The sequence below is a fragment of the Streptomyces sp. NPDC087859 genome (genome assembly GCF_044742595.1).
GTDB classification, from domain to species: domain Bacteria; phylum Actinomycetota; class Actinomycetes; order Streptomycetales; family Streptomycetaceae; genus Streptomyces; species Streptomyces canus_F.
This window is the reverse complement of record NZ_JBIUUU010000008.1, coordinates 135886-161577: the sequence shown is the minus strand read 5'-3', so window position 1 is coordinate 161577 and position 25692 is coordinate 135886. Positions and strand designations below refer to the sequence as shown.

Annotated in this window: 26 protein-coding genes; 14 read left to right on the top strand and 12 right to left on the bottom strand. The window is 71.2% G+C overall.

Going from position 1 to position 25692, the window contains the following annotated elements; all coding sequences use genetic code 11:
* The first annotated feature begins 4 nt into the window (after positions 1-4).
* The 3 genes from ACIOHP_RS20860 to ACIOHP_RS20850 are packed head-to-tail and all read left to right on the top strand — an operon-like array spanning position 5 to position 3872.
* Positions 5-2344: an FHA domain-containing protein gene (locus tag ACIOHP_RS20860; RefSeq protein ID WP_401889469.1), complete on the top strand. Its 2340-nt coding sequence runs from the start codon at positions 5-7 to the stop codon at positions 2342-2344.
* 9 nt (positions 2345-2353) lie between these two features.
* Positions 2354-2893, top strand: coding sequence for a hypothetical protein (locus ACIOHP_RS20855; protein ID WP_401889467.1), 540 nt, complete (start codon positions 2354-2356; stop codon positions 2891-2893).
* Positions 2883-3872 carry a serine/threonine-protein kinase gene (locus ACIOHP_RS20850; RefSeq protein WP_401889465.1) on the top strand — a complete coding sequence of 330 codons (990 nt, stop codon included), beginning with the start codon at positions 2883-2885 and terminating at the stop codon, positions 3870-3872. Before ACIOHP_RS20855 ends, ACIOHP_RS20850 begins: the two co-directional genes overlap by 11 nt.
* On the opposite strand, the gene ACIOHP_RS20845 is transcribed toward ACIOHP_RS20850, so the two are convergent.
* On the bottom strand, positions 3859-4272 hold the full coding sequence (locus ACIOHP_RS20845; protein ID WP_401889462.1) for a nuclear transport factor 2 family protein: 414 nt from the start codon (positions 4270-4272) through the stop codon (positions 3859-3861). The genes ACIOHP_RS20850 and ACIOHP_RS20845 overlap by 14 nt on opposite strands.
* Entirely contained in the window at positions 4269-5573 is a 1305-nt protein-coding gene (locus ACIOHP_RS20840) for a streptophobe family protein (protein ID WP_401889459.1), read from the bottom strand. Before ACIOHP_RS20840 ends, ACIOHP_RS20845 begins: the two co-directional genes overlap by 4 nt.
* Before the next feature lie 161 nt (positions 5574-5734).
* On the opposite strand from ACIOHP_RS20840, the gene ACIOHP_RS20835 reads away from it, so the two are divergent.
* Together ACIOHP_RS20835 and ACIOHP_RS20830 are read left to right on the top strand one after the other, a co-directional pair.
* Positions 5735-6970 (top strand): DUF6777 domain-containing protein, encoded by a 1236-nt coding sequence (locus tag ACIOHP_RS20835; RefSeq protein WP_401889456.1) that lies wholly within the window; start codon positions 5735-5737, stop codon positions 6968-6970.
* Between the two features lie 136 nt (positions 6971-7106).
* Positions 7107-7562 (top strand): ATP-binding protein, encoded by a 456-nt coding sequence (locus tag ACIOHP_RS20830; protein ID WP_327715171.1) that lies wholly within the window; start codon positions 7107-7109, stop codon positions 7560-7562.
* Between the two features lie 56 nt (positions 7563-7618).
* Here the strand turns inward: ACIOHP_RS20830 and ACIOHP_RS20825 are convergent, their stop codons facing one another.
* Positions 7619-8506: an RNA polymerase sigma factor SigF gene (locus tag ACIOHP_RS20825; RefSeq protein ID WP_361544450.1), complete on the bottom strand. Its 888-nt coding sequence runs from the start codon at positions 8504-8506 to the stop codon at positions 7619-7621.
* A gap of 354 nt (positions 8507-8860) precedes the next feature.
* On the opposite strand from ACIOHP_RS20825, the gene ACIOHP_RS20820 reads away from it, so the two are divergent.
* Entirely contained in the window at positions 8861-9250 is a 390-nt protein-coding gene (locus ACIOHP_RS20820) for a helix-turn-helix domain-containing protein (protein WP_401889453.1), read from the top strand.
* A gap of 15 nt (positions 9251-9265) precedes the next feature.
* Here the strand turns inward: ACIOHP_RS20820 and ACIOHP_RS20815 are convergent, their stop codons facing one another.
* From ACIOHP_RS20815 to ACIOHP_RS20805, 3 genes are all read right to left on the bottom strand, one after another.
* A complete protein-coding gene (locus ACIOHP_RS20815) occupies positions 9266-9868 on the bottom strand; it encodes a ClpP family protease (protein WP_266896808.1) in 603 nt (200 codons plus the stop codon).
* A 1-nt stretch (position 9869) separates the two neighbouring features.
* Positions 9870-10508, bottom strand: a complete 639-nt coding sequence (locus ACIOHP_RS20810) for an ATP-dependent Clp protease proteolytic subunit (RefSeq protein ID WP_361544459.1) — start codon at positions 10506-10508, stop codon at positions 9870-9872.
* Positions 10509-10631: 123 nt separating this feature from the next.
* Positions 10632-11837 carry an epoxide hydrolase family protein gene (locus tag ACIOHP_RS20805; protein ID WP_401889449.1) on the bottom strand — a complete coding sequence of 402 codons (1206 nt, stop codon included), beginning with the start codon at positions 11835-11837 and terminating at the stop codon, positions 10632-10634.
* Positions 11838-11961: 124 nt separating this feature from the next.
* Between ACIOHP_RS20805 and ACIOHP_RS20800 the strand changes: the two genes are divergently transcribed.
* On the top strand, positions 11962-12441 hold the full coding sequence (locus tag ACIOHP_RS20800; protein ID WP_361544465.1) for a VOC family protein: 480 nt from the start codon (positions 11962-11964) through the stop codon (positions 12439-12441).
* Between the two features lie 3 nt (positions 12442-12444).
* Here the strand turns inward: ACIOHP_RS20800 and ACIOHP_RS20795 are convergent, their stop codons facing one another.
* From ACIOHP_RS20795 to ACIOHP_RS20785, 3 genes are all read right to left on the bottom strand, one after another.
* Positions 12445-13350: an SGNH/GDSL hydrolase family protein gene (locus ACIOHP_RS20795; protein ID WP_401889446.1), complete on the bottom strand. Its 906-nt coding sequence runs from the start codon at positions 13348-13350 to the stop codon at positions 12445-12447.
* 80 nt (positions 13351-13430) lie between these two features.
* Positions 13431-15089 (bottom strand): ATP-binding protein, encoded by a 1659-nt coding sequence (locus ACIOHP_RS20790; protein ID WP_401889444.1) that lies wholly within the window; start codon positions 15087-15089, stop codon positions 13431-13433.
* 9 nt (positions 15090-15098) lie between these two features.
* On the bottom strand, positions 15099-15773 hold the full coding sequence (locus ACIOHP_RS20785; protein WP_361488827.1) for a response regulator transcription factor: 675 nt from the start codon (positions 15771-15773) through the stop codon (positions 15099-15101).
* A gap of 220 nt (positions 15774-15993) precedes the next feature.
* Here ACIOHP_RS20785 and ACIOHP_RS20780 point away from each other — a divergent pair, with 220 nt between their 5' ends.
* From ACIOHP_RS20780 to ACIOHP_RS20770, 3 genes are all read left to right on the top strand, one after another.
* Positions 15994-16389, top strand: a complete 396-nt coding sequence (locus tag ACIOHP_RS20780; RefSeq protein ID WP_401889441.1) for an STAS domain-containing protein — start codon at positions 15994-15996, stop codon at positions 16387-16389.
* Positions 16390-16500: 111 nt separating this feature from the next.
* Positions 16501-17295, top strand: coding sequence for a VOC family protein (locus ACIOHP_RS20775; protein WP_401889439.1), 795 nt, complete (start codon positions 16501-16503; stop codon positions 17293-17295).
* Between the two features lie 34 nt (positions 17296-17329).
* A complete protein-coding gene (locus ACIOHP_RS20770) occupies positions 17330-18040 on the top strand; it encodes a ribonuclease H (protein ID WP_401889436.1) in 711 nt (236 codons plus the stop codon).
* On the opposite strand, the gene ACIOHP_RS20765 is transcribed toward ACIOHP_RS20770, so the two are convergent.
* Together ACIOHP_RS20765 and ACIOHP_RS20760 are read right to left on the bottom strand one after the other, a co-directional pair.
* Positions 18041-18865 carry a tyrosinase family protein gene (locus tag ACIOHP_RS20765; protein ID WP_401889434.1) on the bottom strand — a complete coding sequence of 275 codons (825 nt, stop codon included), beginning with the start codon at positions 18863-18865 and terminating at the stop codon, positions 18041-18043.
* 31 nt (positions 18866-18896) lie between these two features.
* Entirely contained in the window at positions 18897-19244 is a 348-nt protein-coding gene (locus ACIOHP_RS20760; protein ID WP_361488813.1) for a tyrosinase cofactor, read from the bottom strand.
* Positions 19245-19557: 313 nt separating this feature from the next.
* On the opposite strand from ACIOHP_RS20760, the gene ACIOHP_RS20755 reads away from it, so the two are divergent.
* The 3 genes from ACIOHP_RS20755 to ACIOHP_RS20745 all read left to right on the top strand — a co-directional run bounded on the left by ACIOHP_RS20755 (position 19558) and on the right by ACIOHP_RS20745 (position 22885).
* Complete coding sequence (locus ACIOHP_RS20755; protein ID WP_401890046.1) at positions 19558-20769, top strand: FAD-dependent monooxygenase; 1212 nt, start codon at positions 19558-19560, stop codon at positions 20767-20769.
* An 80-nt stretch (positions 20770-20849) separates the two neighbouring features.
* The gene (locus ACIOHP_RS20750) at positions 20850-22304 is read left to right on the top strand and encodes an MFS transporter (RefSeq protein ID WP_401889431.1); all 1455 of its coding nucleotides are present in this window, start codon (positions 20850-20852) and stop codon (positions 22302-22304) included.
* A complete protein-coding gene (locus ACIOHP_RS20745) occupies positions 22301-22885 on the top strand; it encodes a TetR family transcriptional regulator (RefSeq protein WP_401889429.1) in 585 nt (194 codons plus the stop codon). Before ACIOHP_RS20750 ends, ACIOHP_RS20745 begins: the two co-directional genes overlap by 4 nt.
* On the opposite strand, the gene ACIOHP_RS20740 is transcribed toward ACIOHP_RS20745, so the two are convergent.
* Positions 22882-24561, bottom strand: a complete 1680-nt coding sequence (locus ACIOHP_RS20740; RefSeq protein WP_401889426.1) for a cholesterol oxidase substrate-binding domain-containing protein — start codon at positions 24559-24561, stop codon at positions 22882-22884. The two genes, ACIOHP_RS20745 and ACIOHP_RS20740, sit on opposite strands and share 4 nt — an antisense overlap.
* A gap of 138 nt (positions 24562-24699) precedes the next feature.
* Here ACIOHP_RS20740 and ACIOHP_RS20735 point away from each other — a divergent pair, with 138 nt between their 5' ends.
* Complete coding sequence (locus ACIOHP_RS20735; RefSeq protein WP_361488799.1) at positions 24700-25683, top strand: aldo/keto reductase; 984 nt, start codon at positions 24700-24702, stop codon at positions 25681-25683.
* The last annotated feature ends 9 nt before the right edge of the window (positions 25684-25692 follow it).

The following is a 25692-nucleotide window of genomic DNA, read 5'->3' as shown; positions in this document are numbered from 1 at the left end:
CGGCATGGCAGAGCGGCTGAACACGCCGACCGCGCCTGAACTCGTCCTGGAGACCGACACGGGATCCACGGTGATGAGCCCGGGCCGCGACTACCACGTCGGGCGCGATCCACTGAGCGACATCGTGATCGACGATGCCCGCGTCTCATGGCACCACGCGGTGCTGCGCCCCGAGGCCGACCACTGGACACTGGAGGACGAGCACAGCACGAACGGCACGTACGCCGACGGCCGCCGTGTCGACGAGTGGAGTGTCGGCCCCGGCAGCGTGATCCGCTTCGGCAACCCCGCCGACGGCCCCAGGGCGGTGCTGAGCAGTACCGCACCGGCCCCTCGGGAGCGCCCCTCGGCGGTGTCCATGCCCGCACTCACCGGCACCTTCCGACAGCCCACCACCGTCCGCCCGCTGCCCTCCCGCACCGTCCGCATCGGCCGCGCCGCCGACAACGACCTCGTCATCGACGACCTGGTCGTCTCCCGCCGGCACGCCGAGCTGCGCGCCCACCCCGACGGGACGTACGAGATCGCCGACCTGGGCAGCCACAACGGCACCTACCTCAACGGCGGCCCCGTCACCAGCGCCCAGCTCGGCCCCGGCGATGTCGTCGGTATCGGCCACTCGGCGTTCTGCCTGGTCGGCGACGAGCTCCAGGAGTACGTCGACACCGGCGAGGTCTCCCTCGACGTACAGGATCTGAGCGTCGCCGTCGACCACGGCCGCAAGACACTCCTCGAGCATGTGTCGTTCCCCGTGGGCGAGAAGTGCCTGCTCGCGGTCGTCGGCCCGAGCGGCGCGGGCAAGTCCACCCTCCTGGGCGCCCTCACCGGGCAGCGTCCCGCCGACCACGGCACGGTCCTGTACGACGGCCGCGACCTGTACCGCGACTACGCCGAGCTGCGCCAGCGCATCGGCCTCGTCCCGCAGGACGACATCCTGCACGCCCAGCTCACCGTCCGCGCCGCCCTGACCTACGCCGCCGAACTGCGCTTCCCGCAGGACACCGCCAAGGCCGAGCGGCAGGCCAGGGTCGAGGAGGTCATCCGCGAACTGGGCCTGGAACAGCGCGCCGACCAGGCCGTGCACAGCCTCTCCGGCGGTCAGCGCAAGCGCGTCAGCGTCGCCCTGGAGCTGCTGACCAAGCCCTCACTGCTCTTCCTCGACGAGCCGACCTCGGGCCTCGACCCCGGCATGGACCGCTCGGTGATGCACATGCTGCGCGGCCTCGCCGACGACGGCCGCACCGTCATCGTCGTCACCCACAGCGTCCTCAGCCTCGACGTCTGCGACCGGCTCCTCGTCCTCGCCCCAGGCGGGAAGATCGCCTACTACGGCCCGCCCGAGGACACCCTCGCCTACTTCGGCTACGCGCAGTGGCCGGAGGCCTTCGAGGCCTTCGAGCGCGACCAGGGCCGCGACTGGGCCGGAGAGTTCCGCGCCTCGTCCTTCCACCGGCAGTACGTCTCCGACGCGACCGGGCAGCCCCGGGTGTCCCGGTCCGGACCGGTCGTCATCGCCCCACCGCCCAGGCCCCGCAGCCGGGGCGCCCAGCTCGGCACCCTCATCCGCCGCTACGCCACGGCACTCGGCGCCGACCGCACCTTCCTGGCCATCATGATCGCCCTGCCGTTCGTGATGGGCGCGATGGCCCGCGCCCTGGCCGGCAGCAAGCTGACGCAGGAGACGGCGATGAACGCGCTGCTGATCCTGTGCGTCGGCGGCGTGCTCACAGGGGCGGCCAACGCCGTGCGCGAGCTGGTCAAGGAACGCGTGATCTACCAGCGGGAGCGGGCCGTGGGTCTGTCCAGATCGGCGTACCTGCTCTCCAAGGTCGTCGTCCTCGGCACGATCACCGTGCTCCAGGCGGTCGTGCTGACCCTGGTCGGCCTGTTCGGCGTCGACCTCAACGCGCCGGGCGGCCAAGGCGTGCTGATGCCGCCCCTTGTCGAAATCACCGTCGCCGTCGCCCTGCTGGCGTTCACGGCGATGATGCTCGGCCTGCTGGTCTCCGCGCTGGTGCGCAAGGAGGAGGTGACGATGCCGCTGCTCGTGCTGCTCGCCATCGTCCAAGTGGTCTTCTGCGGCGCCCTGCTGAAACTCGACGGTGTACCCGGCCTGGAGCAGCTGTCCTGGCTGGTGCCCTCGCGATGGGCGCTCGGCGCGATGGCCGGCACCGTCGGGCTCGCCCGGATCGTGCCCGGCGAGCTGACCGCAGACCCGCTGTTCCGGCACTCGGCGGGCGTGTGGCTGCTCAACGTGGCCATGCTCGTCGTGCTGTCGGCCGTCTTCGGCTACGCCGTGTCCCGGCTGCTGCGCCGGCACGAGCCGGCCGTCCTGCGGAAGTAGGGGCGCGCGATGGCGACCCCCGGCTTCCGGCCCACCCACGTCGTCCCCCAGCACGGCATGCCCGCCTGGGAGGCCCCCGACCCCGCCCGGCCCACCGTTCCCCTCGACCCGCTGCTGCCGGTCCAGCTGGTGGAGCGGCGCGGCGACTGGGGACACGTCCTGTGCGCCAACGGCTGGTCGGCCTGGGTCGACGGCCGCTTCCTGGTCGCCGTCCCCCCGGATCCGCCCGCAGCGGACGGCCCGCTCGCCCGGACCGCGGACCCACGGCCCCTGCTGGCCCGCGCCGAGCAGACCCTGGGCGACTACCGGGCCGCGGTCGAGGAGCTCGCCTCGGGCGGCCTCGACGGCGAGGCCTTCCGGGCGCGTACCCGCGGCCGGCGCGTCGGAGTCGTGGTCGACGGCGAGTCCGTGTGGCTCTACGACGCCCAGCACGGCCGCTGGGTGTACGCCGACGGCACCCGTCTGAGCACCTTCGCGACGGACGACGCACCCCGGGCCGCCGTCGAGAACCACGCCCCCACACAGGTCGTGACCCCCGATGGCCCGTGACACGAGCCTCTTCTCCGGCCGGCCCTCCGAGCTGATCGGGCGCCAGGTCGCCGGCTACCGCATCGAGCGCGAGATCGGCCGCGGCGGCATGGCCGTCGTCTACCGCGCCCGCGACCTGCGACTGGACCGCACGGTGGCGCTCAAGCTCCTCGCCCCCGAACTCGCCCGCAACGACACCTTCCGCCGCCGCTTCACCCACGAGTCCCGGGCCGCCGCCGCGATCGACCACCCGCACATCGTGCCCGTCTTCGAGGCGGGCGAGACGGACGGCGTCCTGTACATCGCGATGCGTTACGTCGAAGGCAGCGACCTGCGTCATCTCCTGGACCGCCGGGGCCTGTTGGCGCCCGCCGTCGCCCTGCGCATCGCCGCCCAGATCGCCTCGGCGCTGGACGCCGCCCACGAGCACGGGCTCGTCCACCGGGACGTGAAGCCCGGCAACATCCTGGTCGCCCGCGGCACCGACAGCGACCACCCCGAACACTCCTACCTCACCGACTTCGGCCTGACCAAGAAGTCACTGTCCCTGACCGGCTTCACGACGGTCGGTCAGTTCGTGGGCACCCTGGACTACGTGGCGCCGGAACAGATCTCCGGCAAGCCGGTCGACGGACGCTGCGACGTGTACGGCTTCGCCTGTGTCGTGTACGAATCCCTCGCCGGCCACCCGCCCTTCCGCCGCGACGACGACATGGCCCTGCTGTGGGCCCACCAGTACGACGATCCGCCCCCGCTGACCGAGTCCCGCCCCGACCTCGCCCCGGACGTCGACGCCGTGTTCGCGCGCGGCCTCGCCAAGAGCCCCGACGCCCGCTACGACTCCTGCCTCGCCTTCGTCGCGGCTCTGCGCGCGGCCACGACCGGTTCCCGTTCCGGCGCTCACGCGCCGACGGAGGTCGACCTGAAGGTCGTGGAGACGTCGCAGGAGGGCCCGAAACGGCCGCCGCCGTGGGCCCGACCGGTGTTCAGGGGCGGCTAGTTCCGCTCAGCGGCACCTGCCGCGGCGACACCTTGCGGTGCGACACCCGCCAGCCGGCCCCGGCCCGGACGACCGTGTCGTCATACGTCACCGACCCGCACGAACCGTCGGCCATGATGCCCAACCCCTTGGACCGGACGCGCACCCGGCCGTCCGGCGCCTCGCCGATCACCACGTTGGTGACGTGGTGCGCGACGGGATTCGCCGAGCCCAGGGTCAGGGCGGCCTCCCGCAGCGCGGCGACGCCGACGACCTCGCCCTGCCCGTAGTCGGAGAGGTCGTAGACGACCTCGGAGGTGAACACCTCCTCGAAGCGGTCGAGTTGCCCGTCGTCGACCAGATGGCCGTGCAGGGAGATCAACTCGGTGATGGCCAGGCGGTCTTCGAGCGGCAGTGTCATGGCCGCACACTGCCACGCCCGGCGTCGGTGGTCCCAGCTGTTTTCGCCTGTCCGGTCCGCCGCACCGGACGGGCCAGGAGCGCGCCCAGGAAGCCGGTCACGAGCCCCCACAGTGCGGCGAGACCGACGGCGGACCACAGTACGGGCTCGAGGAGGAGCTCCCCGCCGAGGTCGCCGCCGAGGTCGCCGATGCCGAGGACGGACAGGCCGTAGTGCGCGGAGACGCGGCCGAGAAGGCAGATCATCAGCACCGTGAGCGCGAGCGCGACCGCCATGTGCAGGGCGTGCTGCCAGGCGCGCATGCGGGCGGGGGAGCGCGCCGCCATCACGAACGCGGCGGCCAGCAGCAGGACCGCATCCACGGCGACGAGCCACCACACCCGGCCGTCGTACTCGGCCAGCGTGCGCAGATTCAGCGTGGCGGTGTCCGAACCGCGCAGCACCTCGTCGAGGACATGCGGCATCGGCAGTCCGAAGGGCCCGTCCACCCGGCCGTTCCAGGTGGCGCCCAGGCCGATCGTGAGCGCCAGCCACACCAGGTTCGGCATGCCGAGCAGGATCACGGCGAGGGTCGCCGCCGCATGCCCGCGCGTGAACGCCACGACGACGGCGATGACGATGCCCAGGGCCACGTAGGCAAGGAGCAGGACCACCATCGCGTACGCCGCCGGCCGTACCGTCGCCTGGAAGCGCAGCAGCCGGGCCGGGAGCGGCGCTCCGCGCGCGACCAGCAGGGCCAGCACCAGGACACCGGCCAGCCACAGCAGCCCGAAGAACAGCGTCGGGGGCAGGTCCGTCTCGAAGCCGACCTTCGGCGAGACGCCGAACGTGTCGCCCAGGTCGGAGAGCGTGCCGTCGCCGAGCGAGAGCTGGAAGGTCTGCCGGGCGCCGAGGGCCAGCGCGAGCAGCGCGAGCAGCCACAGCACGGCGACCCTGGCGGCCCAGCCGGCCAGTTCCCCGGCGCCCGTGACCGCCCGGTGCCGCAGCGGCCGCAGGAAGCCCGCGGCGATCACCAGTGCCCCGGCGAGCGTGACGGACAACGGGATCACGGTGAGGCCCGCCTGGGTGTCGGCCAGTCCGCCGGCGTTCCCGGAGAGCTCGATCGTGCCGCCGACCGCGGTGACCACCGTCGCCGCCACGACCCGGGGGAACGCGCCGTCGGGAAGGTCCGTCGCCCCGGCCGCCCACAGTCCCAGGGCCGCGGTGACGCCCATGGCGATCAGTGCGGACAGGACCGCGAGGAGGGCCTGTACCCAGCCGTGCGGGGCGATGGCCTGGTCGGAGCGGGTTCGCGGGCTCACCCTGCCACGCTAAGCAGGGCCCGGGGGCCCCGCCCGCCGAGAGGGCCGTCCGCGTCGGCTTGCGAGCGGCACGGCACCGGAGCACACAATGGAAGGGGCGTGGATAAAAGCGCGGTAAATGCACAAAAGCCGCAGGAGTTCCACGTCGGGAAGAAGGGCTCGTGAGCGTCGAACCGCCGTCCTCCGGCCGGCCCACAGGACCGCCCTCCGGTCCGTTGTCGGGCCCCTCCCAGCCGCCTTCGGGGCCACCGTCACAGCCCCCGGGCAGCGGTGGGGGAGAGCCCCCGCCGGAGCCGCACCGCCCCTGGTGGCGTTCCGTGCCCCGTATCGCCCTGATCGCCACCGCGGTCGTGGCCGCCGTGATCCTGGGCCTCGTCTTCAGCCGCTCCGACGGCGGCTCCGGCAAGAGCGCGAACGGCGAGGTCTTCCTCCAGGCCGCCGCCAAGAGCGGACCCGACCCCTTCACCGAGTCGACGGCGACCGACAGCTCCGCCGCACCCGCCTCCGCCTCCCCGGCCACCGAGTCGCCCTCCGCGAACGCGGTACGGGGCGTCGACGGCAGCGCCCCCGGTCTCTACGGAGGCACCCGCAACGTGGCCAGCTGCGACGTGGAGCGCCAGATCAAGGCCCTCCAGGCGAACCCGCCGGTCAACCAGGCCTTCGCCTCGGTCGCCGGGGTCCAGCCGTCCGGCGTCCCCGCCTACCTGCGCTCGCTCACCCCGGTCCAGCTGCGCATGGACACCCGCGTCACCAACCACGGCTACCGGGACGGACGCGCCACCAGTTACCAGGCCGTCCTCCAGTCCGGCACCGCCGTCCTGGTCGACGACCGCGGCGTACCCCGGGTGCGCTGCGCGTGCGGCAACCCCCTGACCCCACCGGTCGCCCAGCAGAGCACCCCGAAGCAGACCGGCGACACATGGTCGTCCTACCGGCCCTCGAACGTCGTGGTGGTCGCGCCCTCGGTGACCGTCATCAACATCTTCGTGATCTACGACGATGAATCCGACGACTGGATCGCCCGCCACCGCGGCGACACGGGTCACAAGGACAAGCCGACCGAGCCGCCGGCGAACCTGGTCTCCCCGTCCGAGAGCGTGATCACGCCGACCGCGCCGACGACGCCGACCTCGCCGCCCACCTCGCCCTCCTCCCCGGCACCGTGCCTCACCACCGCCACCGGCACCCCCTCCGGAACGCCCACGGGCACCCCCTCCGACTCGGCGACAGCGACGCCGTGCCCACCCACGTCGACCGCCCCGTCCTCGTCGCCGCCGAGCCCCGAGCCGCCCACGTCGGACCCCGGGACGACCGAAGAGGAAGGACCGTCGACGGACACCTCTGCGCCCCCGCCTCCACTGACATTCGGCACGCCGACGGAGTCGGGGTCCACGTAGAGTGCCGACGAGTCCGCGGTGACGTCACCGGCCATGTGACCGACACGACCCGTTATGGGGACTGCGGAGCCGCGCTCGGGGTACGAGCACTGGTGCAGCAGGCGTCCGGCCAGTCCGGCCTTCCGAGAGAGAACGCATGATCGAGCACCTGGACGGGGCAGTGATACCGACTGGTTTCGACGTGCCCGTGGATCCCCTACGGCGGGCGGCTCACTTCACCGGCGAACCGGGATGCATCGCCGAGGCGCGCAACTTCGCCGCGCACTTCCTCGAGCAGCTCAGGACCGAGTGGTGCGCCGAGATCGGGGACCGGGCCGACGGCGAGGTGCTTCTGGTGGTGAGCGAGCTGATCACCAACGCGGACCGGCACAGCAACGGGCCGTACATCCTCGACCTGGAGGGTACGGACGCGGTCGTCACCGTGTCCGTCTACGACAGCAGCGCGGCGCTGCCCCTGCGCTTCCCCAAGGACCCCCAGCGGGTCGGCCGGCACGGCCTGGAGATCGTGCACGCGCTGGCGGCCGAGGTCAGCGCGGAGCGGGTGCCGGTCGGGAAGAGAGTGAGCGCCGTCCTGCGCCTCGAGACGGAATGACCGCCGGAGACACCTCCGGCGGTCACCTCTCGTCTCAGGTCAGGTCTCGTCTCAGGTCAGGCGCAGCCCAGCTCGCCCAGCATGCCCGTACGCAGCCGTGTGATGATCCGCTTGATCAGCCGGGACACATGCATCTGCGAGCAGCCCAGCTGTTCACCGATCTCCGCCTGGGTGGCCTCTTCCACGAACCGCAGATGAAGGATCTGCCGGTCGCGCTCGCTGAGTTCGGCCATCAGCGGGGCGAGCGACTGGAAGTCCTCGACGAGGCGCAGTCCGTACTCCTCCACCCCGATGAAGTCGGCCAGGACCGACTCGCCGTTCTCGGGCCCGTCCCCGGTGAGTGCGGCGTCGAGCGACGAGGAGTTGTAGCCGTTCGAGGCGATCTGCGCCTCGATCACCTCGGACTCGCCGATGTTCATCAGGGTGGCGAGTTCGGCCACCGTCGGCTCCCGGTCCAGCCTACTGGCCAGCTCCTCACGTGCCTTGGCCAGCTCGACCCGCAGCTCCTGGAGCCTGCGCGGCACGTGCACCGCCCAGGTGGTGTCACGGAAGAACCGCTTGATCTCGCCGACGATGTACGGCAGGGCGAAGGAGGTGAACTCGACCTCCCGCGTCAGGTCGAACCGGTCGATGGCCTTGATCAGGCCGATCATGCCGGTCTGGACGATGTCCTCCATGTCGTCGCCGCGGCCGCGGAACCGGCCGGCGGCGAAGCGCACGAGGGACATGTTCATCTCGATGAGCGTGTTGCGCGCGTACTGGTATTCGTGCGTGCCTTCTTCGAGCTCGCTCAGGCGCTGGAAGAACTGGCGCGACAGTGCCCGCGCGTCACGCGGAGCCACGCTCCGGGGGTCCACGACTCCTGGCAGTGATGTCTCACCCGTGCTGGCCACGGCGGTCTTCTCCACGACCTGTGCCTCCGACCGGATCACGGCGGTGTCCATGTACCTCTCCCACGCAAGTCACGGCTTGACGTCAGCCTCTTCAGCCTCGGTTGTTTTCCGAGACTGTGCTTCGCGGTCCCTCGGGTACCCGGATCGCGAGGACATATGCATGTGTCCGCCGCTGACCAGCGGATGACCCGCGGGCAGTCTCTCTGGCGCCTACCCGGTGAGTGACGGCGCATGCCCGTGGCGTGTCCGGAATCGGGAAACCAGGAAGTGGCGGGCACGTGTGGCGTGCGACGGACGCTTGCCGTTGTGACCTATATCACACGCCTCCGTTCATTCCACCCAGAGCAGAATCCTGATCCCCTCCTGATCCCTTCCGCTGTGGTCCACGGCTTCTAGGCTGAAGAGGTGAGCGAAGAAGCGACGAACCAAGCCCGCGTCATCCCCCTGCGCCCGGGGACCGCCCGCCCTGCCGCCGCACCGCCTCCCAAGGAGCCTTTGCTGCGTGACCTGGTCGGCGACGTCCTGCGCCGTGAACGGCTCGCCCAGGAGCGCACGTTGAAGGACGTGGCCGATGAGGCGCGTATCTCCATGCCGTACCTCTCCGAGGTGGAGCGGGGCCGCAAGGAGGCCTCGTCGGAGGTCCTCGCGGCCGCCGCCCACGCCCTCGGAATGGGTCTCGGTGACCTGCTCGGACGGGCCCAGGGCGAACTCGTCCGGATCACCAGTCGGCACGCGGCCGGCAGCCGCAGGACGGCGCCCGGTTCGTCGTACGACGGCCTCTGCCTGGCCGCCTGAGCGGAAACCGGCGCCTCACACCCCCACGAGGCGCCGGCTCACCACCTCGTCCGCCAGCCCGTACGCCACCGCCTCCTCGGCGGTGAACACCTTGTCGCGGTCCATGTCCGCGCGCAGCGTCTCCACGTCGTGGTGGGTGTGGCGGGCCAGTACCTCCTCGACCTGGGAGCGGATCCGCATCATCTCCTTGGCCTGGAGAGCGAGATCGGAGATCGCGCCCCGGCTGCCGCCGCTGGCCGGCTGACCGAGCAGCACCCGCGCGTGTTCCAGCACGAACCGCCGCCCGGGATCCCCGCCGGCCAGCAGCACGGCCGCCGTGGACGCCGCCTGTCCGACGCAGAACGTCGAGATCGGCGCCTGCACGTACGTCATCGTGTCGTAGATCGCCATGAGTGAAGTGAACGAGCCGCCAGGGGAGTTGATGTAGATCGCGATCTCGTTGTCCGGCGCCGAAGACTCCAGATGGAGGAGTTGCGCGATGATGACGTTGGCCACCCCGTCGTCGATCTCGGTGCCGAGGAAGATGATCCGCTCCGACAGCAACCGGCTGAAGACGTCCGAGGACCGCTCACCGTTCGCGGTCCGCTCGACGACGTACGGAATCGTGTAGTTCCCCATGTCACAGCCCCATCCGTCGCTTCGAGGCGGCCGGGCGGACGTCGGCGAGCGACTCCACGACCTGGTCCACCATTCCGTACTGCCTGGCCTGCTCGGCCGTGTACCAGCGGTCGCGGTCGCCGTCCCGGGCGATGGTCTCCGGCGTCTGGCCGGTGTTCTCGGCGAGCAGCCGTTCCATGGTCCGCTTGCTGTGGTCCAGGTTCTCCGCCTGGATCTCGATGTCGGCCGTGGTCCCGCCGATGCCCGCCGACCCCTGGTGCATCATGATCCGCGCGTTCGGCAGGGCGTACCGCTTGCCGGGAGCGCCGCCGCAGAGCAGGAACTGGCCCATGCTCGCCGCGAAACCCATGGCGAGCGTCGACACGTCGTTGGGGATGAGCCGCATCGTGTCGTAGATGGCGAGGCCCGCGTACACCGAGCCGCCCGGGCTGTTGATGTACAGGCTGATGTCGGTGCGCGGGTCCTCCGCGGACAGGATCAGCAGCTGGGAGCAGACCCGGTTCGCGGAGACCTCGTCGACCTGGGTGCCGAGCAGGACGATGCGCTGTCCGAGCAGTTGGGCGGCCAGCTGGTCGTCGAAGCGGGAGGGCGCGGTGTCGCCCTCCTCCGCCCGCGGGGTGAGCGTGGTGAGTGGAGTCATCGGTTCTCCTCGTGGTGGCGGGGATGCCGTCGACTCCACTCTTGACCTCGGACGACGTCCTTCAGCCCGTTCTCTGCCCGCGGCAGATTCGCCGAGGGCAGAGCGCCGCTGCCACCGCGGGTGTCAGCCCTTCTCGCGCAACTGTCGGAAGAAGGCCCGTACGTCGTCCACCAGCAGGTCGGGCTCCTCCATCGCGGCGAAGTGGCCGCCCCGGTCGAGCTCGGTCCAGCGCACGATGTTCTCGGTCCGCTCGGCCTTGTGGCGCAGCGGGATCTGCGGGTCGCCGGGGAAGGAGGCCACCGCGGTCGGGGCGGTCGAGGGCTTGTGCTGGGCGGCGATCCGGTCGCCCTTGGCGTGGGCGCGCTCGTAGTAGACCCGGGCGGAGGAGCCCGCGGTGCCGGTCAGCCAGTACAGCATCACGTTGGTGAGCATCAGGTCCCGGTCGACGGCCTCCTCGGGCAGTTCCTCGGAGTCCGTCCACTCCTGGAACTTCTCGACGATCCAGGCGAGTTGGCCGACCGGCGAGTCGGTGAGCGCGTACGAGAGGGTCTGCGGCCGGGTGGACTGGAGGTGGAAGTAGCCCACGCCGTCGCGGAACCACGCGTCCCACTTGCGCCATGAGAGCAGGGTCCGCTCCCGCTCCTCGGGGCTCAGTGCCTGAAGCTCCTCCTCGGTCGGTTCCGTGGCCGCCTGCGCGCCGGGCAGCAGATTGAGGTGGATGCCGATCACCCGGTCGGGATGGACACGGCCCAGCTCGCGGGAGATGCCCGCGCCCCAGTCGCCGCCCTGGGCGCCGAACCGGTCGTAGCCGAGGCGTGTCATCAGCTCGGCCCACGCGTCGGCGATCCGGCGCGCCTCCCAGCCGGTTTCCCGGGTCGGCCCGGAGAAACCGAAGCCGGGAATGCTCGGCACCACGAGATGGAAGGCGTCGGCGGGATCGCCGCCGTACGCGGCCGGATCCGTCAACGGGCCGACGACGTCGAGGAATTCGACGATCGACCCCGGCCAGCCGTGGGTGATGATCAGCGGGGTGGCATCGGGCTCGGGGGAGCGGATGTGCGCGAAGTGCACATGGGCGCCGTCGATCTCGGTCGTGAACTGCGGCCACTCGTTCAGCCGCGCCTCGGCCGCCCGCCAGTCGTACTCGTGCCGCCAGTACCGCACCAGCTCGCGCAGATAGCCCTCCGGCACGCCGTACGCCCAGCCCACCCCGGGCAGCTCGTCTGGCCACCGGACCCGGTCGAGGCGGTCATGGAGGTCGTCGAGGTCGGCCTGCGGTATGTCGATACGGAAGGGGTGAAGGCCGCTGTCGGCGGGCGAAGACGTCATGACCCGGATGCTAGTTCCGAACCGTGTACCGGCCACCTGGATTAACCGGCCACGCGACCGATGAGTTTCGCGGCGAGGATCGGTCGACACAGGTGACATCGATCCGCACGCCCAGGAGGTACTCATGGCAACCGACGGTTTCACCACGTGTCTCTGGTTCGACGGCCAGGCCGAGGAGGCCGCCCACTTCTACGTCTCGGTCTTCAAGAACTCCAGTGTCGGCGAGGTCGCCCGGTACCCCGAGGGGGCGATGCAGCCCGCCGGCACGGTGATGACCGTCGAGTTCACGGCCAACGGCCACAAGTTCCTCGGGCTCAACGGCGGCCCTCAGTTCAAGTTCACCGAGGCGACCTCCTTCATGATCTTCTGCGAGAACCAGGAGGAGATCGACTACTACTGGACCAAGCTCACCGAGGGCGGCGAGCCCGGCCCCTGCGGCTGGCTCAAGGACAGGTACGGACTGTCCTGGCAGGTCGTCCCCGACACGCTGCAAGCCATGGTCACCGACCCGGACCCGGCGAAGGCGGCCCGCGTGACCGAGGCGTTCATGGCGATGGGCAAGTTCGACATCGCCGCGCTGGAGAGGGCCTACGCGGGCGAGTGAGGGTCAGTCGACGGGCGTCCGGCCGATCACCCGGGTGATCTCCCGGGCGATCCGCAGGATGCCGGGGGAGCGGACCGGACAGGGCTTCGGGGTGGACGTGGTGGGCGCCAGACAGAAGTGCAGATAGTCCTTGTCGAGGTGGAGGGCGGTCCGGTCCCGGCCCGGCTGGGTGCAGTACGCGGAGTGCTCGCGCTCGTAGGCGGTGCACGGCAGGTACTGGACCCAGGTGTATCGGGCCCCGGCCGCACTCACCTTGGCTCCCGCGTCGGCGACGAGGTCGCCCGAGGCGGCGGCCTGCCGCGCGTAGAGCTCGTTCACGCGCCGGACCCGGTCGGGGGTGATCGGGTCCGGGCCCTGCGCCACCCACACGATCCGGGGCCGATGGGCGCCGCCCGCCGTCGCGATCTGCTCGGTCAGACGGGCCATGTCGGCCCGGTACCGCTTGAAGTACGTCGTCGGCGTCTCGGCGTGGGTGATGCCGTCCATGCACCACGTGTAGCCCCACGCGTTGCCCCAGAACTGGAGCACCACGAAGTCCGGCCGCAGCGAGCGCACCAGGGCGGCCGCCTTGTCCCGGTCCGGGACGAGGGACTTGGCGCCGGTGCCCTCCAGGTAGTCGCACACCGTCGTCCCGGAGTACGGCTTGCCCGTGTACTCGGCACGCAGGTCCCGGCGGAGCTCCTGCCCGACCACCTTCTGGGCCTCCATCGCCAGCGAGTCCCCGAGATACAGCACCACCGGAGCCTTCGCCGGGGCACCGGGACTGCCGGCGGCCTGCTGCTGCGTCGTGCCGGCCGGCTTGGGCGGCGCGACGGACGACGGGGCCGCCTCGGGCCCGGACGCCGGGTCCGAGCACGCCCCGAGCAGCACTCCGGCCAGCACCATCCCCACGATCCACGGCTTCCGCATGCAGCAACTCCCGCCCCGGGCACCGAAAAACGGCTCCCCAGGCAAGCACAGCGGGGCACCGGGCGGAAGACATGTGCCGGTCATGGCTCGTCGAAGCGCTCCAGGAGGTCGATGAGGTCGTTCAACGGCAACGGCTTGGCCAGATGTGCGTCGAAACCGGCCGCCCGGGATCTGGTGCGGTCGCTGCCCTGGCTGAAACCGGACACCGCGATCAGCCGCAACCGCTCGCCGTGCGGCCGGGTCCTGATCGTGCGGGCGACCGTGTAGCCGTCGATGTCGGGCAGACCGAGGTCGCAGAGCACGACGTCGAAGAGGCGGTCCTCGGTGGCGGTGAGTGCGTCGGTGCCGCTGTGCACCGCCGTGACGTGGTGGCCCTGCCGCTGGAGCAGGGTGCGGTAGGTCAGGGCGAGATCCGCGTTGTCCTCCACGATCAGGACGGACAGCTGCCGCCTGGCCGGACGCACCACCACCGCTCGGGCCGGTTCGGGCGCGCCGGAGTCGGCGATCGGCAGCGTCACGGTGAACTCGGCGCCCCGTCCCGGCCCTTCGCTGTGCGCGGAGACCCGGCCCCCGTGCAGCTCCGCCACGGTGCGGGCGACCGCGAGGCCCAGCCCCAGCCCCTCCGGTGTGTCGGGCCCGGCCGGCGCCGCGCGCATGAACACCCCGAACAGGTCCTCGGCCTGACCGGGCGGAAAACCGATCCCGTCGTCCCGCACGGTGAGCCGGGCCCGGTCGCCCTCGATGCCCAGGGCGACCTCGGTGTGCCCGCCCGGTGACGTGTACTTGAGCGCGTTCGACAGCAGGTTGGTCAGCACCTGCGCCAGCCGCAGCCGGTCGCCGTCCACGATCACCGGCTCGCCCGGCACACCGACGTCGAGCTTGCGTCCCTCGTGCCCGAACAGATGGCGGATGTCGGCACACGCGCTCTCGACGACGGACCGGATGTCGACCCGCTCCCGCACCAGCTCCAGCCGCCCCGTCACCGCTCGTGTGCCGTCCAGCAGGTCGTTGCTCATCCGTACCAGCGTGCCCAGCTGCCGTTCCAGCACGGACAGCGCCGGATGGCCCTCGGGCATGTCGAGGGCCAGCAGCTCGGTGGCCGCGGTGGCCGCCGCGAGCGGGTTGCGCAGCTCGTGCGAGAGCGTCGCGATGAACCGGTCCTTGGCCTCCTGCTCCTCCCGCGACCGCCGCCCCGCCGCGTCCAGTTCGGCGTTGGCGCGCTGGAGCTGCTCGTTGACCTCGCGGATCTCCCGGGCCCGTACGAACAGGTCGATCTCCATGCCCTCCGCACGCATCTGCGCCTCGGCGGCCACCCGTTGCTGCTCCCGCCCCACGTGGCGCACATGCACGAACTCCGTGACGTCCTCGACCCGGTGGATGATGTACGACAGCTCCCCCTCGGCGTCCAGGACGGGCGAGTTCACCGGGCTCCAGTAGCGCTCGGCGAAGCCGCCGTCCTCCGCGGGGATGTCGTAGCGCTGGAGCGCCATGGTGTCGGTACGACCGGTGGCGACCACGGCTTCCAGGGAGCGGCGCAGATTGGCGACGCCGTCGGCCGACGGATCGTCGGGGTTGTCGGGGAACACGTCGAAGACGGGACGCCCGACGATGGCGCGTTCGGTGCGGGTGGCCGTGAGGTACGCGCGGTTGACCTCGACGATGGTGAAGTCGGGGGTGAGGACCAGCAGGGGGGACAGGACGGCGTCGAACAGGCGCCGGAAGTCCGGGGCGTCGGCCATGCGTCGCTCTCAGGGGTCGAGTCGGTAGCCGTAGCCTCGGACGGTGGTGATCCGCGGGGCGGGCGCGGGCAGCCGGGCGAGTTTGCCGCGCAGCCGGTAGACGTGCTCGATCACGGTCGCGGGCTGCTGCCAGGAGGCGCCCCAGATCCGCTCGAGGAGCTGTTCCGCCGAGAAGACCCGGCCGGGCGCGGCGGCCAGCAGCTCCAGCAGGGCGTACTCCTTGGGCCGCAGCGTCAGCAGGAAGCCCTCGGAGGAGGCCTGGCGGGCGGCCGTGTCGACCCGGAGGGAGCCGATCTGGAGCACGGTCGGAGTCTCCGGCGGCTGCGAGCGGCGCAGTACCGCGCGGATCCGGGCCACCAGCTCGCGCTGCGAGAACGGTTTGACGAGGTAGTCGTCGGCGCCGATCTCCAGTCCCGCCACCCGGTCGGCCTCCGCGCCGCGGCCGGTGACCACGATGACCGGGAGGCGGCTCGTGGAGCGCAGCGCTCGCAGCAGTTCCAGTCCGCTGCCGTCGGGAAGGCCCAGGTCGAGGACGGCCAGATCGACGCCGCCCTCGTACAGCGTGGACTTTCCGGCGCGGGCGTCCATGGCCCAGGTGACGGTGAAGCCCGCCCGTTCCAGATAGGAACGGCACATCAGTGCGAAATCGGAGTCGTCCTCGATCAGGGCGAGGTGCGGACGCATGCCGCATCACCTGGCCCAACTGCCGTCCGCTCGTTGTGCAACCGACGAGCGGGCGTTGATGCCCCGACCATGTGGTGAAGGTAGAACAGTGCATGCACACGGTTCAAGGGGGAGCCGCAAGGGGGAGTTCCGGCGCGGGTGCCTGCGGTGCGGGGATGACGAAGTCACCGCACGCGCCCGTGCCGGAACGCGCGGCAGGTACGGAACGGGGACGGACGGCTTGCACGACACCATCCTGGAGCCCGTCGGCGCGGCCGCCTGGCCCCCGGCCGGCGAGCACGCGCTGCTGCGTACGGAGACCGGACTGCTGGTCGCCGAACTGCACGGCGACATCGACCTTGCCTCCGCCGCCCACCTGAGCCTCTGGTTCGACTCCCTGGCGGCGGTGGCCGCCCCGGGCTATGTCGTCGACCTGCGCCCGGTCACCTTCATCGACTCGGCCGGCCTCAACGTGGTGCTGCGCCTGCGGCGCCGTGTCATCGGGGCGGGGTGCGGATTCGCCCTTCTGTGTGACACCGCTCAGCTGCGGTTGCTGCGCGCGAACGGCACGGCGGACGTGCTGAATCCTTCCGCCACCATGGCCGAGGCGGTGTCCGGGCTCCTACCGTCTCCGTGACGGCCCCCTTTTCCCACCCGAAACGGACCGAACCGCTCGGCGCGCGTCCCGGCGGCGGGGTGGCTAGCGTGAGGAGCCGGACCCACCACCGAACCGGAGAGGGCCGCAGTCATGGCCGTACAACCTGAGGGAACCCCCTGTTGGGCCGATGCGATGTTCAGTGACGTCGAGGGAGCCAAGAGCTTCTACGGCGACGTCCTGGGCTGGACCTTCGGCGAGGCGTCGTCGGAGTACGGCAACTACACCCAGGCCTACTCGAACGGCAAGGCCGTCGCCGCCGTCGTCCCGCCCATGCCGGGCCAGGAGGGCCAGTCGCAGTGGTGCCTGTACCTCGCGAGCCCGGACGCCGCGGCCACCGCCGCCAAGATCCGTGACAACGGCGGCGAAGTACTGATGGAGCCCATGGCGGTCGGCGACTTCGGCACCATGTGCCTGGGCCGCGACCCGAGCGGCGCCGTCTTCGGCGTCTGGCAGGCCGGACAGCACGAGGGCTTCGAGGCGATCGGCGAGCCGGGGGCGTACGCCTGGGCGGAGGTCTTCACCCGCGAGCCGGCGAAGACGGACGAGTTCCTCACGGCCGTCTTCCCGTACCGCGCGAAGCAGATGGAGGACGACGCGATCGACTTCCGCATCTTCGACATCGGCGAGAACACCGTCCTCGGCCGGATGAAGATGACGGACGACTTCCCGCCCGAGGTCCCGTCGTACGTCAACGTCTACTTCGCCGTGTCCGACTGCGACGACGCCGTCGCCAAGGCCACCAAGCTCGGTGGCGTCCTGCGCTTCGGGCCGATGTCCAGCCCCTTCGGCCGGTTCGCCGCGCTGAGCGACCCGCAGGGCGCGAGCTTCTCGGTGATCGACCTGAGCACGACCGAGGGTGAGATGCCGAAGATCTCCGAGCTCTGAGGACCGGTGGCCGGGCGCCCCGCCCCTCCGTGGCATGATCGGGGCCATGCGTGAACGTGTGGTGGCCGCTTGCGACGGCGCTTCGAAGGGAAACCCCGGACCGGCCGGCTGGGCCTGGGTCGTCGCGGACGACACGGAGACCCCGGCCCGCTGGGAGGCGGGGCCGCTCGGCACGGCCACCAACAACGTCGCGGAACTCACCGCGCTGGAACGCCTGTTGACGGCGGTCGAGCCGGACGTGCCGCTGGAGATCCGGATGGACTCCCAGTACGCCATGAAGGCCGTCACCACCTGGCTGCCCGGCTGGAAGCGCAACGGCTGGAAGACGGCCGCCGGCAAGCCCGTCGCCAACCAGGACCTGGTCGTCCGGATCGACGAACTGCTCGACGGCCGCAAGGTCGACTTCCGATATGTCCCCGCCCACCAGGTCGACGGCGACCGTCTCAACGACTTCGCGGACCGCGCCGCCAGCCAGGCCGCCATCGTCCAGGAGCCCGCGGGCAGCGACCAGGGCTCGCCCGAGCCGCCGCCCTCGCCCGACACCCCGAAGGCCTCCCGCCCCGCCAAGGCCAAGTCGCCCCGGCGCAGCGGCGGTTCGGCCTCCTCGGCGTCCTCGGGGTCTCGTACCATCAAGGCCAAGTTCCCCGGCCGCTGTCTGTGCGGCCGCCCCTACGCGGCCGGCGCGGACATCGCGAAGAACGCGCAGGGCTGGGGCCACCCGGAGTGCCGCACGGCGGACGCCTGATCAGTCCGTGTCGAACGTGTAGTGCGCCCGGTGGTCCAGCAGGTCCGCCGGACGTACGTCGTTCCACGGCTTCATCGTCTCGTCCAGGTCGACCACGTCCCGCGTCCCGGCGGCGGGCAGATACCCCGAGTCCGGGTGCCTGCGCTGCCACTCGGCCCACAGCTTGTCGACATAGGCGTGGTGCAGCCAGAACACCGGGTCGTTGGGGGAGACCCCGGTCGCCATCTGGCCGCCGACCCAGACATGGACCCGGTTGTGCAGATTGACCCCGCGCCACCCTTCGAGGTGGTTGCGGAAGCCGTCCGAGGCGCTGTTCCAGGGCGCCATGTCGTACGTCGACATGGCCAGCACGGAGTCGACCTCCGCCCGCGTCGGCAGTTCGCGCACCGATGTGCCGAGCGAGCGGCGCAGGAACGCACGGGCGTCCACCCGTACGGATATGGGCCAGTTGCCGGCCGACGCGGCGAACGGCCCGTCCATCACCTGGCCGTCCCGGCTGCGGCCGGTGCCGCCGAGGAAGTCCGGCGCCCACAGCGAGGCGCGCGGGGAGCGGTCGGTGGACCAGTCCCAGTACGGGAGCGCCACCGACGCGTCCACCGACTGCAGGGCCCGCTCGAACTCGAGGAGGTATCTGCGGTGCCAGGGCAGGAACGACGGTGAACGGTGGCCCGTACGCTCGCTGTTGTCGGTGTCGGACATGATGAAGGCGTTGTGCGTGGTGACGAAGGCGTCGTAGCGGCCGCTGCGCTTCAGCTCCAGGACGGCGGCGACGAAGCGTCGCTTCTCGTCGGCGCTCAGGCTCGCCTGGTTCTTGCGGACGGTCATGTGCGGTACTCCAAGGTGCGTGCGGAACAGGTCAGTTGGCGGGGAAGGGGACGAGTCGTGCGCCCCGCAGCTCGTCGACGGCGGCCCGTGCGGCGGCCTTCGGCGTCGGCACCGGGTCGTAGTGGCTGACGACGCTGATCCAGGTGCCGTCGGCGTTCCGCATCACGTGCAGTTCCGCGCCGTCGACGAACACGGCGTATCCGGTGCCGTGGTGGTGACCGCCCGCGGCGGCGGGGCGGCCCTGGATGCGGCGGCCCTTGTAGACCTCGTCGAAGGCCTCGGGGGAGTGGTCGTGGGCGGCGGCTCGGGGCGCGACGGCGACCGTGGTGGCGAGGGCGGCCGCGGCGGTGAGTGCGCGGCGCCGGGTCAGTTCAGGCATGGGAGTCCTTCCGGTGGTGGGCGACTCCGCATGCCTATCGGCCCCGCGGAGAGCGGGAGAAATCCCTCGGCACCGGTTGGCTACGATCCGGACAATTACCAACATGTCGTGCAACGTTGAACGAAGATGATCTTGCTCCGGCGGGACCCGTGGCGGGCCGGAACGGGAAATTCCTTCTGCTGGGGGCCGTGTTTCGGGTGGTCCTTGGCGGACGGGTGTGCCGTCGGTGGCCTGGCTCACCTGGAGAAACTGGCGCAATCGCCTGCTACTCTGCGTCGTCAACTGACCGCTTTGAGTAATTCCTGGGGTGCGCGTGAAGGTCGCCTGCGTCGGTGGCGGGCCCGCCGGCCTGTATCTGTCGATCCTGCTGAAACGGCAGGACCCGTCCCACGACATCACCGTCTACGAGCGCGATCCGGAGGGCTCGACCTACGGCTGGGGCGTCACCTACTGGAGTGGTCTGCTCGACAAGCTCCACGAGCACGACCCCGAGACCGCGCGGGCCGTCGAGGAGCACTCGGTTCGCTGGAACGACGGCGTCGCCCATGTGCGGGACCTGACGACCCGCCACCGCGGCGACGAAGGGCACGGCATCGGCCGCCACCGCTTCCTGGAGCTCCTCGCCACCCGCGCCCGCGAGCTCGGTGTACGGCTGGAGTTCGAGCACGCGGTCACCCCGGAGAACCTGCCCGACGCCGACCTGGTCGTGGCCGGCGACGGCGTCCACAGCGCGCTGCGCACCGCCCACGCCGACCACTTCGGCACCGAGGTCAGGGCAGGCCGCAACCACTACGCCTGGCTCGGCACCACCAAGGTCTTCGACGCCTTCACCTTCGGTTTCGTCGAGACCGACCACGGCTGGATCTGGTGCTACGGCTATGGCTTCGGCCCCGACCGCAGCACCTGCGTCATCGAATGCGCCCCGGAGACCTGGTCGGGCCTCGGCCTCGACCGCGCGGACGAGGCCGAGGGTCTGACCCTGCTGGAGAAGCTCTTCGCCGACGTCCTGGACGGCCACTCCCTCATCGGCCGCCCCGGTGCCGACGGCGGCGCCCAGTGGCTCAACTTCCGCACCCTCACCAACCGCACCTGGTCCCGCGGCAACCTCGTCCTCATCGGCGACGCCGCCCACACCACCCACTACTCCATCGGCGCCGGCACCACCCTCGCCCTCGAGGACGCCATCGCCCTGGCCGCGGCGCTCCGTGAGCACACCGAGCTCCCGCAGGCCCTCGCCCGCTACGAGCGGCAGCGCAAGGCCGAGCTCCTCTCCGTCCAGAGTGCCGCCCGCTACAGCGCCCAGTGGTACGAGAACCTCCCGCGCTACATCCACCTGCCCCCGCAGCAGATGTTCGCCCTGCTCGGCCAGCGTCACTCGCCCCTGCTGCCCTATGTCCCGCCCCAGCTGTACTACCGGCTCGACAAGGCCGCGGGGCAGCTCGAAGCGCTGCGGCGGCTCAAGCGCTGGCTGGGTCCGAAGATCGCGCGCAGCGCTCACACCCGGGCTCTGAGCGAGCGGAAGTAGCGAATTGATCTCTTGGGTGAATGGCAATTCACCGGTATGGTGAATTGCCATTCACCCATATTTTTTTCGCTGGAGTGCCGATGGACGAGCCCGCCGCGATACCCCGGCCCCTGCGGGAACGGCTGACGGTCCCGGTGCTGGCGTTCGGCGGCATCCTCATGGCCGTCATGCAGACCGTGGTCGTCCCGCTGCTGCCGGACCTGCCGCGGCTCACCGGTGCCTCACCCGGCGCCGTCTCCTGGATGGTCACCGCGACCCTGCTCGCCGGCGCCGTCCTGACCCCGGTCCTCGGCCGGGCCGGCGACATGTACGGCAAGCGCAGGGTGCTCATGGCGGCGCTGGGTCTGATGACCGTCGGCTCGGTGCTGTGCGCCCTGTCCTCCGACATCCGGGTGCTCATCGCCGCCCGCGCCCTCTCGGGCGCCGCCTCCGCGGTCGTGCCGCTGTCCATCAGCATCCTGCGCGACGAACTGCCGCCGGAACGCCGGGGTGGCGCGGTGGCGCTGATGAGCTCGACCGTGGGTATCGGCGCCGCGCTGGGCCTGCCGCTCGCGGCGGTCATCGTGCAGTACGCGAACTGGCACGCCATGTTCTGGGTGACCGCCGGCCTGGGCGCGGTGGGCGTCACCTCGGCGTGGTGGGCGGTACGGGAGTCGCCGGTGCGCGAGCCCGGCCGGTTCGACGTGCCGGGCACCCTCGGCCTGGCCGCCGGGCTCGTGAGCCTGCTGCTCGGGGTGTCGCAGGGCGGGCAGTGGGGGTGGGGCAGTGCGCGGATCCTGGGGCTCTTCGGCGCCGCCGTCGTCGTACTGTCGCTGTGGTGGTGGCAGCAGTTGCGGGCCGAACGGCCGCTGGTCGACCTGCGGCTGGTGTCGAAGCCGCGGGTCGGGCTCTCGCATGTGGCGGCGCTGCTGACCGGGTTCGCGTTCTACGCCAACTCCCTGGTCACCGCCCAGCTCGTGCAGGCGCCCCGGGCGACGGGGTACGGGCTCGGGCTGTCGATCGTCCAGACCGGTCTGGTGCTGCTCCCGGGCGGTTTCATCATGCTGCTGTTCTCGCCGGTCTCGGCCCGGATCTCCGCCGCCCGCGGACCGCGCGTCACGCTCGCCCTCGGGGCGCTGGTCATCGCGGCCGGTTACGCCGTGCGCATCGCCGACAGCCACGACCTGTGGATGATCATGGTCGGTGCGGCGGTCGTGGCCACCGGCACCACCCTGGCCTACTCGGCGCTGCCCACCCTCATCCTGCTCGCCGTCCCGGCAGGACAGACCGCCTCCGCCAACGGAGTCAACGTCCTGATGCGCACGATCGGGCAGGCGGTGTCGAGTGCCGCCGTCGCCGCGGTCCTGGTCCGCCACACCAGCCTGGTCGGCGGTGTTCCCGTACCCGCCCTGGACGGCTATCTGCTGGCCTTCGGCGTCGCGGGGGCGGTCGCCCTGGCGGCGTGCGCGACCGCACTGAGCATCCCCGCCGACCCGGAGGCCGGCGGAACACGCCGGGCCCGGGGAGCCCGCAAGGGGGTGATGGAGGGAGCATGAGTGCCGTGAGCACCCCACCGACCGCCTCCACGTCCGCACGCCGCGACGCCGAGGCGACCAAGGCGGCCATCCTCAGGTCGGCCCGCTACCTCCTGGCCCGCCACGCCCACGCCGACATCACCCTGAAGGCGGTCGCCGAACGCGCCGGTGTGAGCCCGCCGTTGATCCTGAAGTACTTCGGCAACAAGGACGCCCTCTTCGCCCGCGTCATGTCCTTCGAGGCCGACGCGGAAGCCCTGCTGGACGCGCCCCTGCCCGAGCTGGGCCGGCACATGGTCCGCCACGTCCTGGAGAGCCAGAGCGAGCGCGGCGCCGACCCCCTGCTGCGCATCGCCTTCGCCCCCCTGCACGGCGAACAGGGCGACATCCTGCGCGCCAACTTCCGCGCCCAGGTCACCGAACGCCTCGCCGAACGCCTCACCGGCCCCGACACCGGCCTGCGCGCCGAACTCGCCGTGGGCACCCTTCTCGGCCTCGGCGTGATGTACGGCATCGCCCGCGGCCCCCATATGAGGGCGAGCACGCTGGACATCCTCGTGGAGCGGTACGCACCCGTGGTGCAGGCGCAGCTGACGCCCTAGCCGAACAGCCGGTCCAGGAAGGCGTTGCCGTACACGCCGTGCGGGTCGAGCCGGTCCAGGATGCCGGCCGCCTGCTCCCAGACGCCGTCGCCGAGGGACGCGGGCACCGCCGTGCCGAGCACCTGCTCGTCGTCCCACACCGCGTCGTCCGTGTAGGCCCAGCCCTTGGACCACTCGACGCGGGTCAGGGCGTCCGTGCCGTCGTGGCTGTCCAGCAGGAACCGCTCCAGCTCACGCAGGAAGGCCTCCGCGTACGGGGTCCCCGGCAGTGTCAGCACGTCCAGCCAGACGGCGGTGTCCCACTGCGGGTGCGCGCTGTCCGGCCGCAGCGCGGAGAGCAACGGGGCGCGGGCTCCGTCGAGTTCGGCGTCGGCCGGGTCGTCGAGGCCCGTGACACGGATCTCCACCGAGCCGTTGACCGGGAAACGGCCCAGGGCCGCGTATGCCGCGAGCCGTTCGCGGTAGAAGGCGGTGAACCCGGCCACGACCCGCTGCACCTGGTCCCGGGAGGTGAGCACCGCGTAGCCGTTGGCGTTGATCCGCAGGGTGGTGGGCTTGATGTAGAGCAGCGTGTTCTTGGACGGCCCCCAGATGTCGGCGGACAGCGTCGCCACGAGCCCGAGCGCGGCCGTGTCGTACTGCGCGTTGCCGAGCACCGGTGCCAGATACCAGGCCGCGTCCGAGACCATCCGCCCGGCGAGGTCCGCCACCAGGGTCGGCACATTGTCGGAGAACGGATAGTTGTACGGCGACGTCACGCGGCGCGAGGTGAGCGGCTTCGTCGGCTCGACGCTCCACACCTTGAACCACGGGAACTCGGTGAAGGCGAACCAGATCGCCTCGACGCGCCCGGCCTCGTCCAGGTAGCTCGCGAGGGTGCGTCCGTCGCTGCCGGGCGCGGCGAAAAGCTCACCTGCCGGGATGTCCATACGGCTGACACAGCGCAGGTTCACGTTCGCGCCGACCCGCAGGACGACCTCCGTGACGAAGGTCCGCCCGAGATGGGTCAGCAGTGCGGCGGCGTCCGCCTCGTCCCGTTCGAAGGTCCGCAGAACGTAGGCCCCGCTGCCCTCGTCCCACACGACCGCGGTCACCGACAGCACCCGGTTGCTCAGTGAGCCGTACGTCTGGCCCGGCAGCCGTCGTTCGCCCTGCGCGGGGACGGCGCTGCCGTGCGCGTCGATCGCGAGGGCGCCGCCGAGGGTGAGGTCGCCGGGCGCGGGCGCGGCCGTCAGGCCGAGGCGGTGTCCCTCCAGGAAGGTCAGCAACGACTCCATCGAGGCTCCGGCGCCGGCTCGCACGGCGTCGGCGGACTCCAGGGCCAGACCGGTGAGGTGCGCGGTCGTGTCGACGAGCAGCACGGGCGCGTCCGGTGAGGTGCCCTCGGTGATCGTCAGCGGGGACCAGCCGTGCGAGAAGCCCCGGGCGCGCACATGCCAGCCGTGCTGCCAGGCCCAGTTGACGACGGCGGCCACCTGCTCCCCGTCGGTGGGCGCGCAGGCCCACAGTCCGGCGGCGGTGATCTCGCCGACCCAGTTCCGGTACGCCGAGCGGTAGAGCGCCACCTCGTCCGGGAAGCCGGGCAGTTCCTGCGCGGCGACGGCCGGGTCGGCCGGCACGAGGGTCAGGGCGGCGGCGCCGAGGAGGAAGCTTCTGCGGGTCCAGTTGTGGGTCACCTGGGTCAAGCTAGGGACCTGCTTGTCAGAGAGCGCTTGCTCGTCGAGTTCATTCACTCGTGTGAGTGAATGATTCACAGGAGAGTCTCCGGAGGAGCCCGTTCCGCGCACAGAGGTGACGGATGACAGACTGACGCCATGGACGAGCGCACTTTCGGTAGGTCGGGTCAGCACGCATCCGTCGTCGGTCTCGGTACATGGCAGCTGGGTGCCGACTGGGGAGACGTCGACGACAAGGAAGCCCTTTCGGTACTGGAGGCCGCCGCCGAGTCGGGCGTGACCTTCTTCGACACCGCCGATGTGTACGGCGACGGCCGCAGCGAGGAGACCATCGCCACGTTCCTGCGGAGCCGGCCCGACCTGCACGTCCTGGTCGCCACGAAGATGGGCCGCCGGGTCGACCAGATCCCGGAGAACTACGTCCTCGACAACTTCCGTGCCTGGAACGACCGTTCCCGCCGCAACCTCGGCGTCGACCGCCTCGACCTGGTCCAGCTGCACTGCCCGCCCACGCCGGTCTACTCGACGGACGCGGTGTACGACGCGCTGGACACCCTCGTCGAGGAGGAGCGCGTCGCCGCGTACGGCGTCAGCGTGGAGACCTGCGAGGAAGCCCTGACCGCGATCGCCCGGCCGGGCGTGGCCAGCGTGCAGATCATCTTCAACGCGTTCCGCATGAAGCCCCTTCAGCGGGTGCTCCCCGCGGCGCGGGAGGCGGGCGTCGGCATCATCGTCCGGGTGCCCCTGGCCTCCGGTCTGCTGTCCGGCAAGTACACCAAGGACACCGTCTTCCCCGAGAACGACCACCGCACCTACAACCGCCACGGCGAGTCCTTCGATGTCGGCGAGACCTTCTCCGGCGTCGACTACGCGACCGGCGTGGAGGCGGCCGCCGAGTTCTCCGCCCTCGCCCCCGAGGGATACACCCCGGCCCAGCTGGCACTGCGCTGGATCATCCAGCAGCCCGGCGTGACCACCGTGATCCCCGGCGCACGCAACCCCGAGCAGGCCCGCGCCAACGCGGCCGCCGCCGCGCTGCCGGAGCTGTCCGAGGAGACGCTCACCGCGATCCGGGACCTCTACGAGGGGCGGATCAAGGACCAGGTCGAGAACCGCTGGTAGGCCACGCGG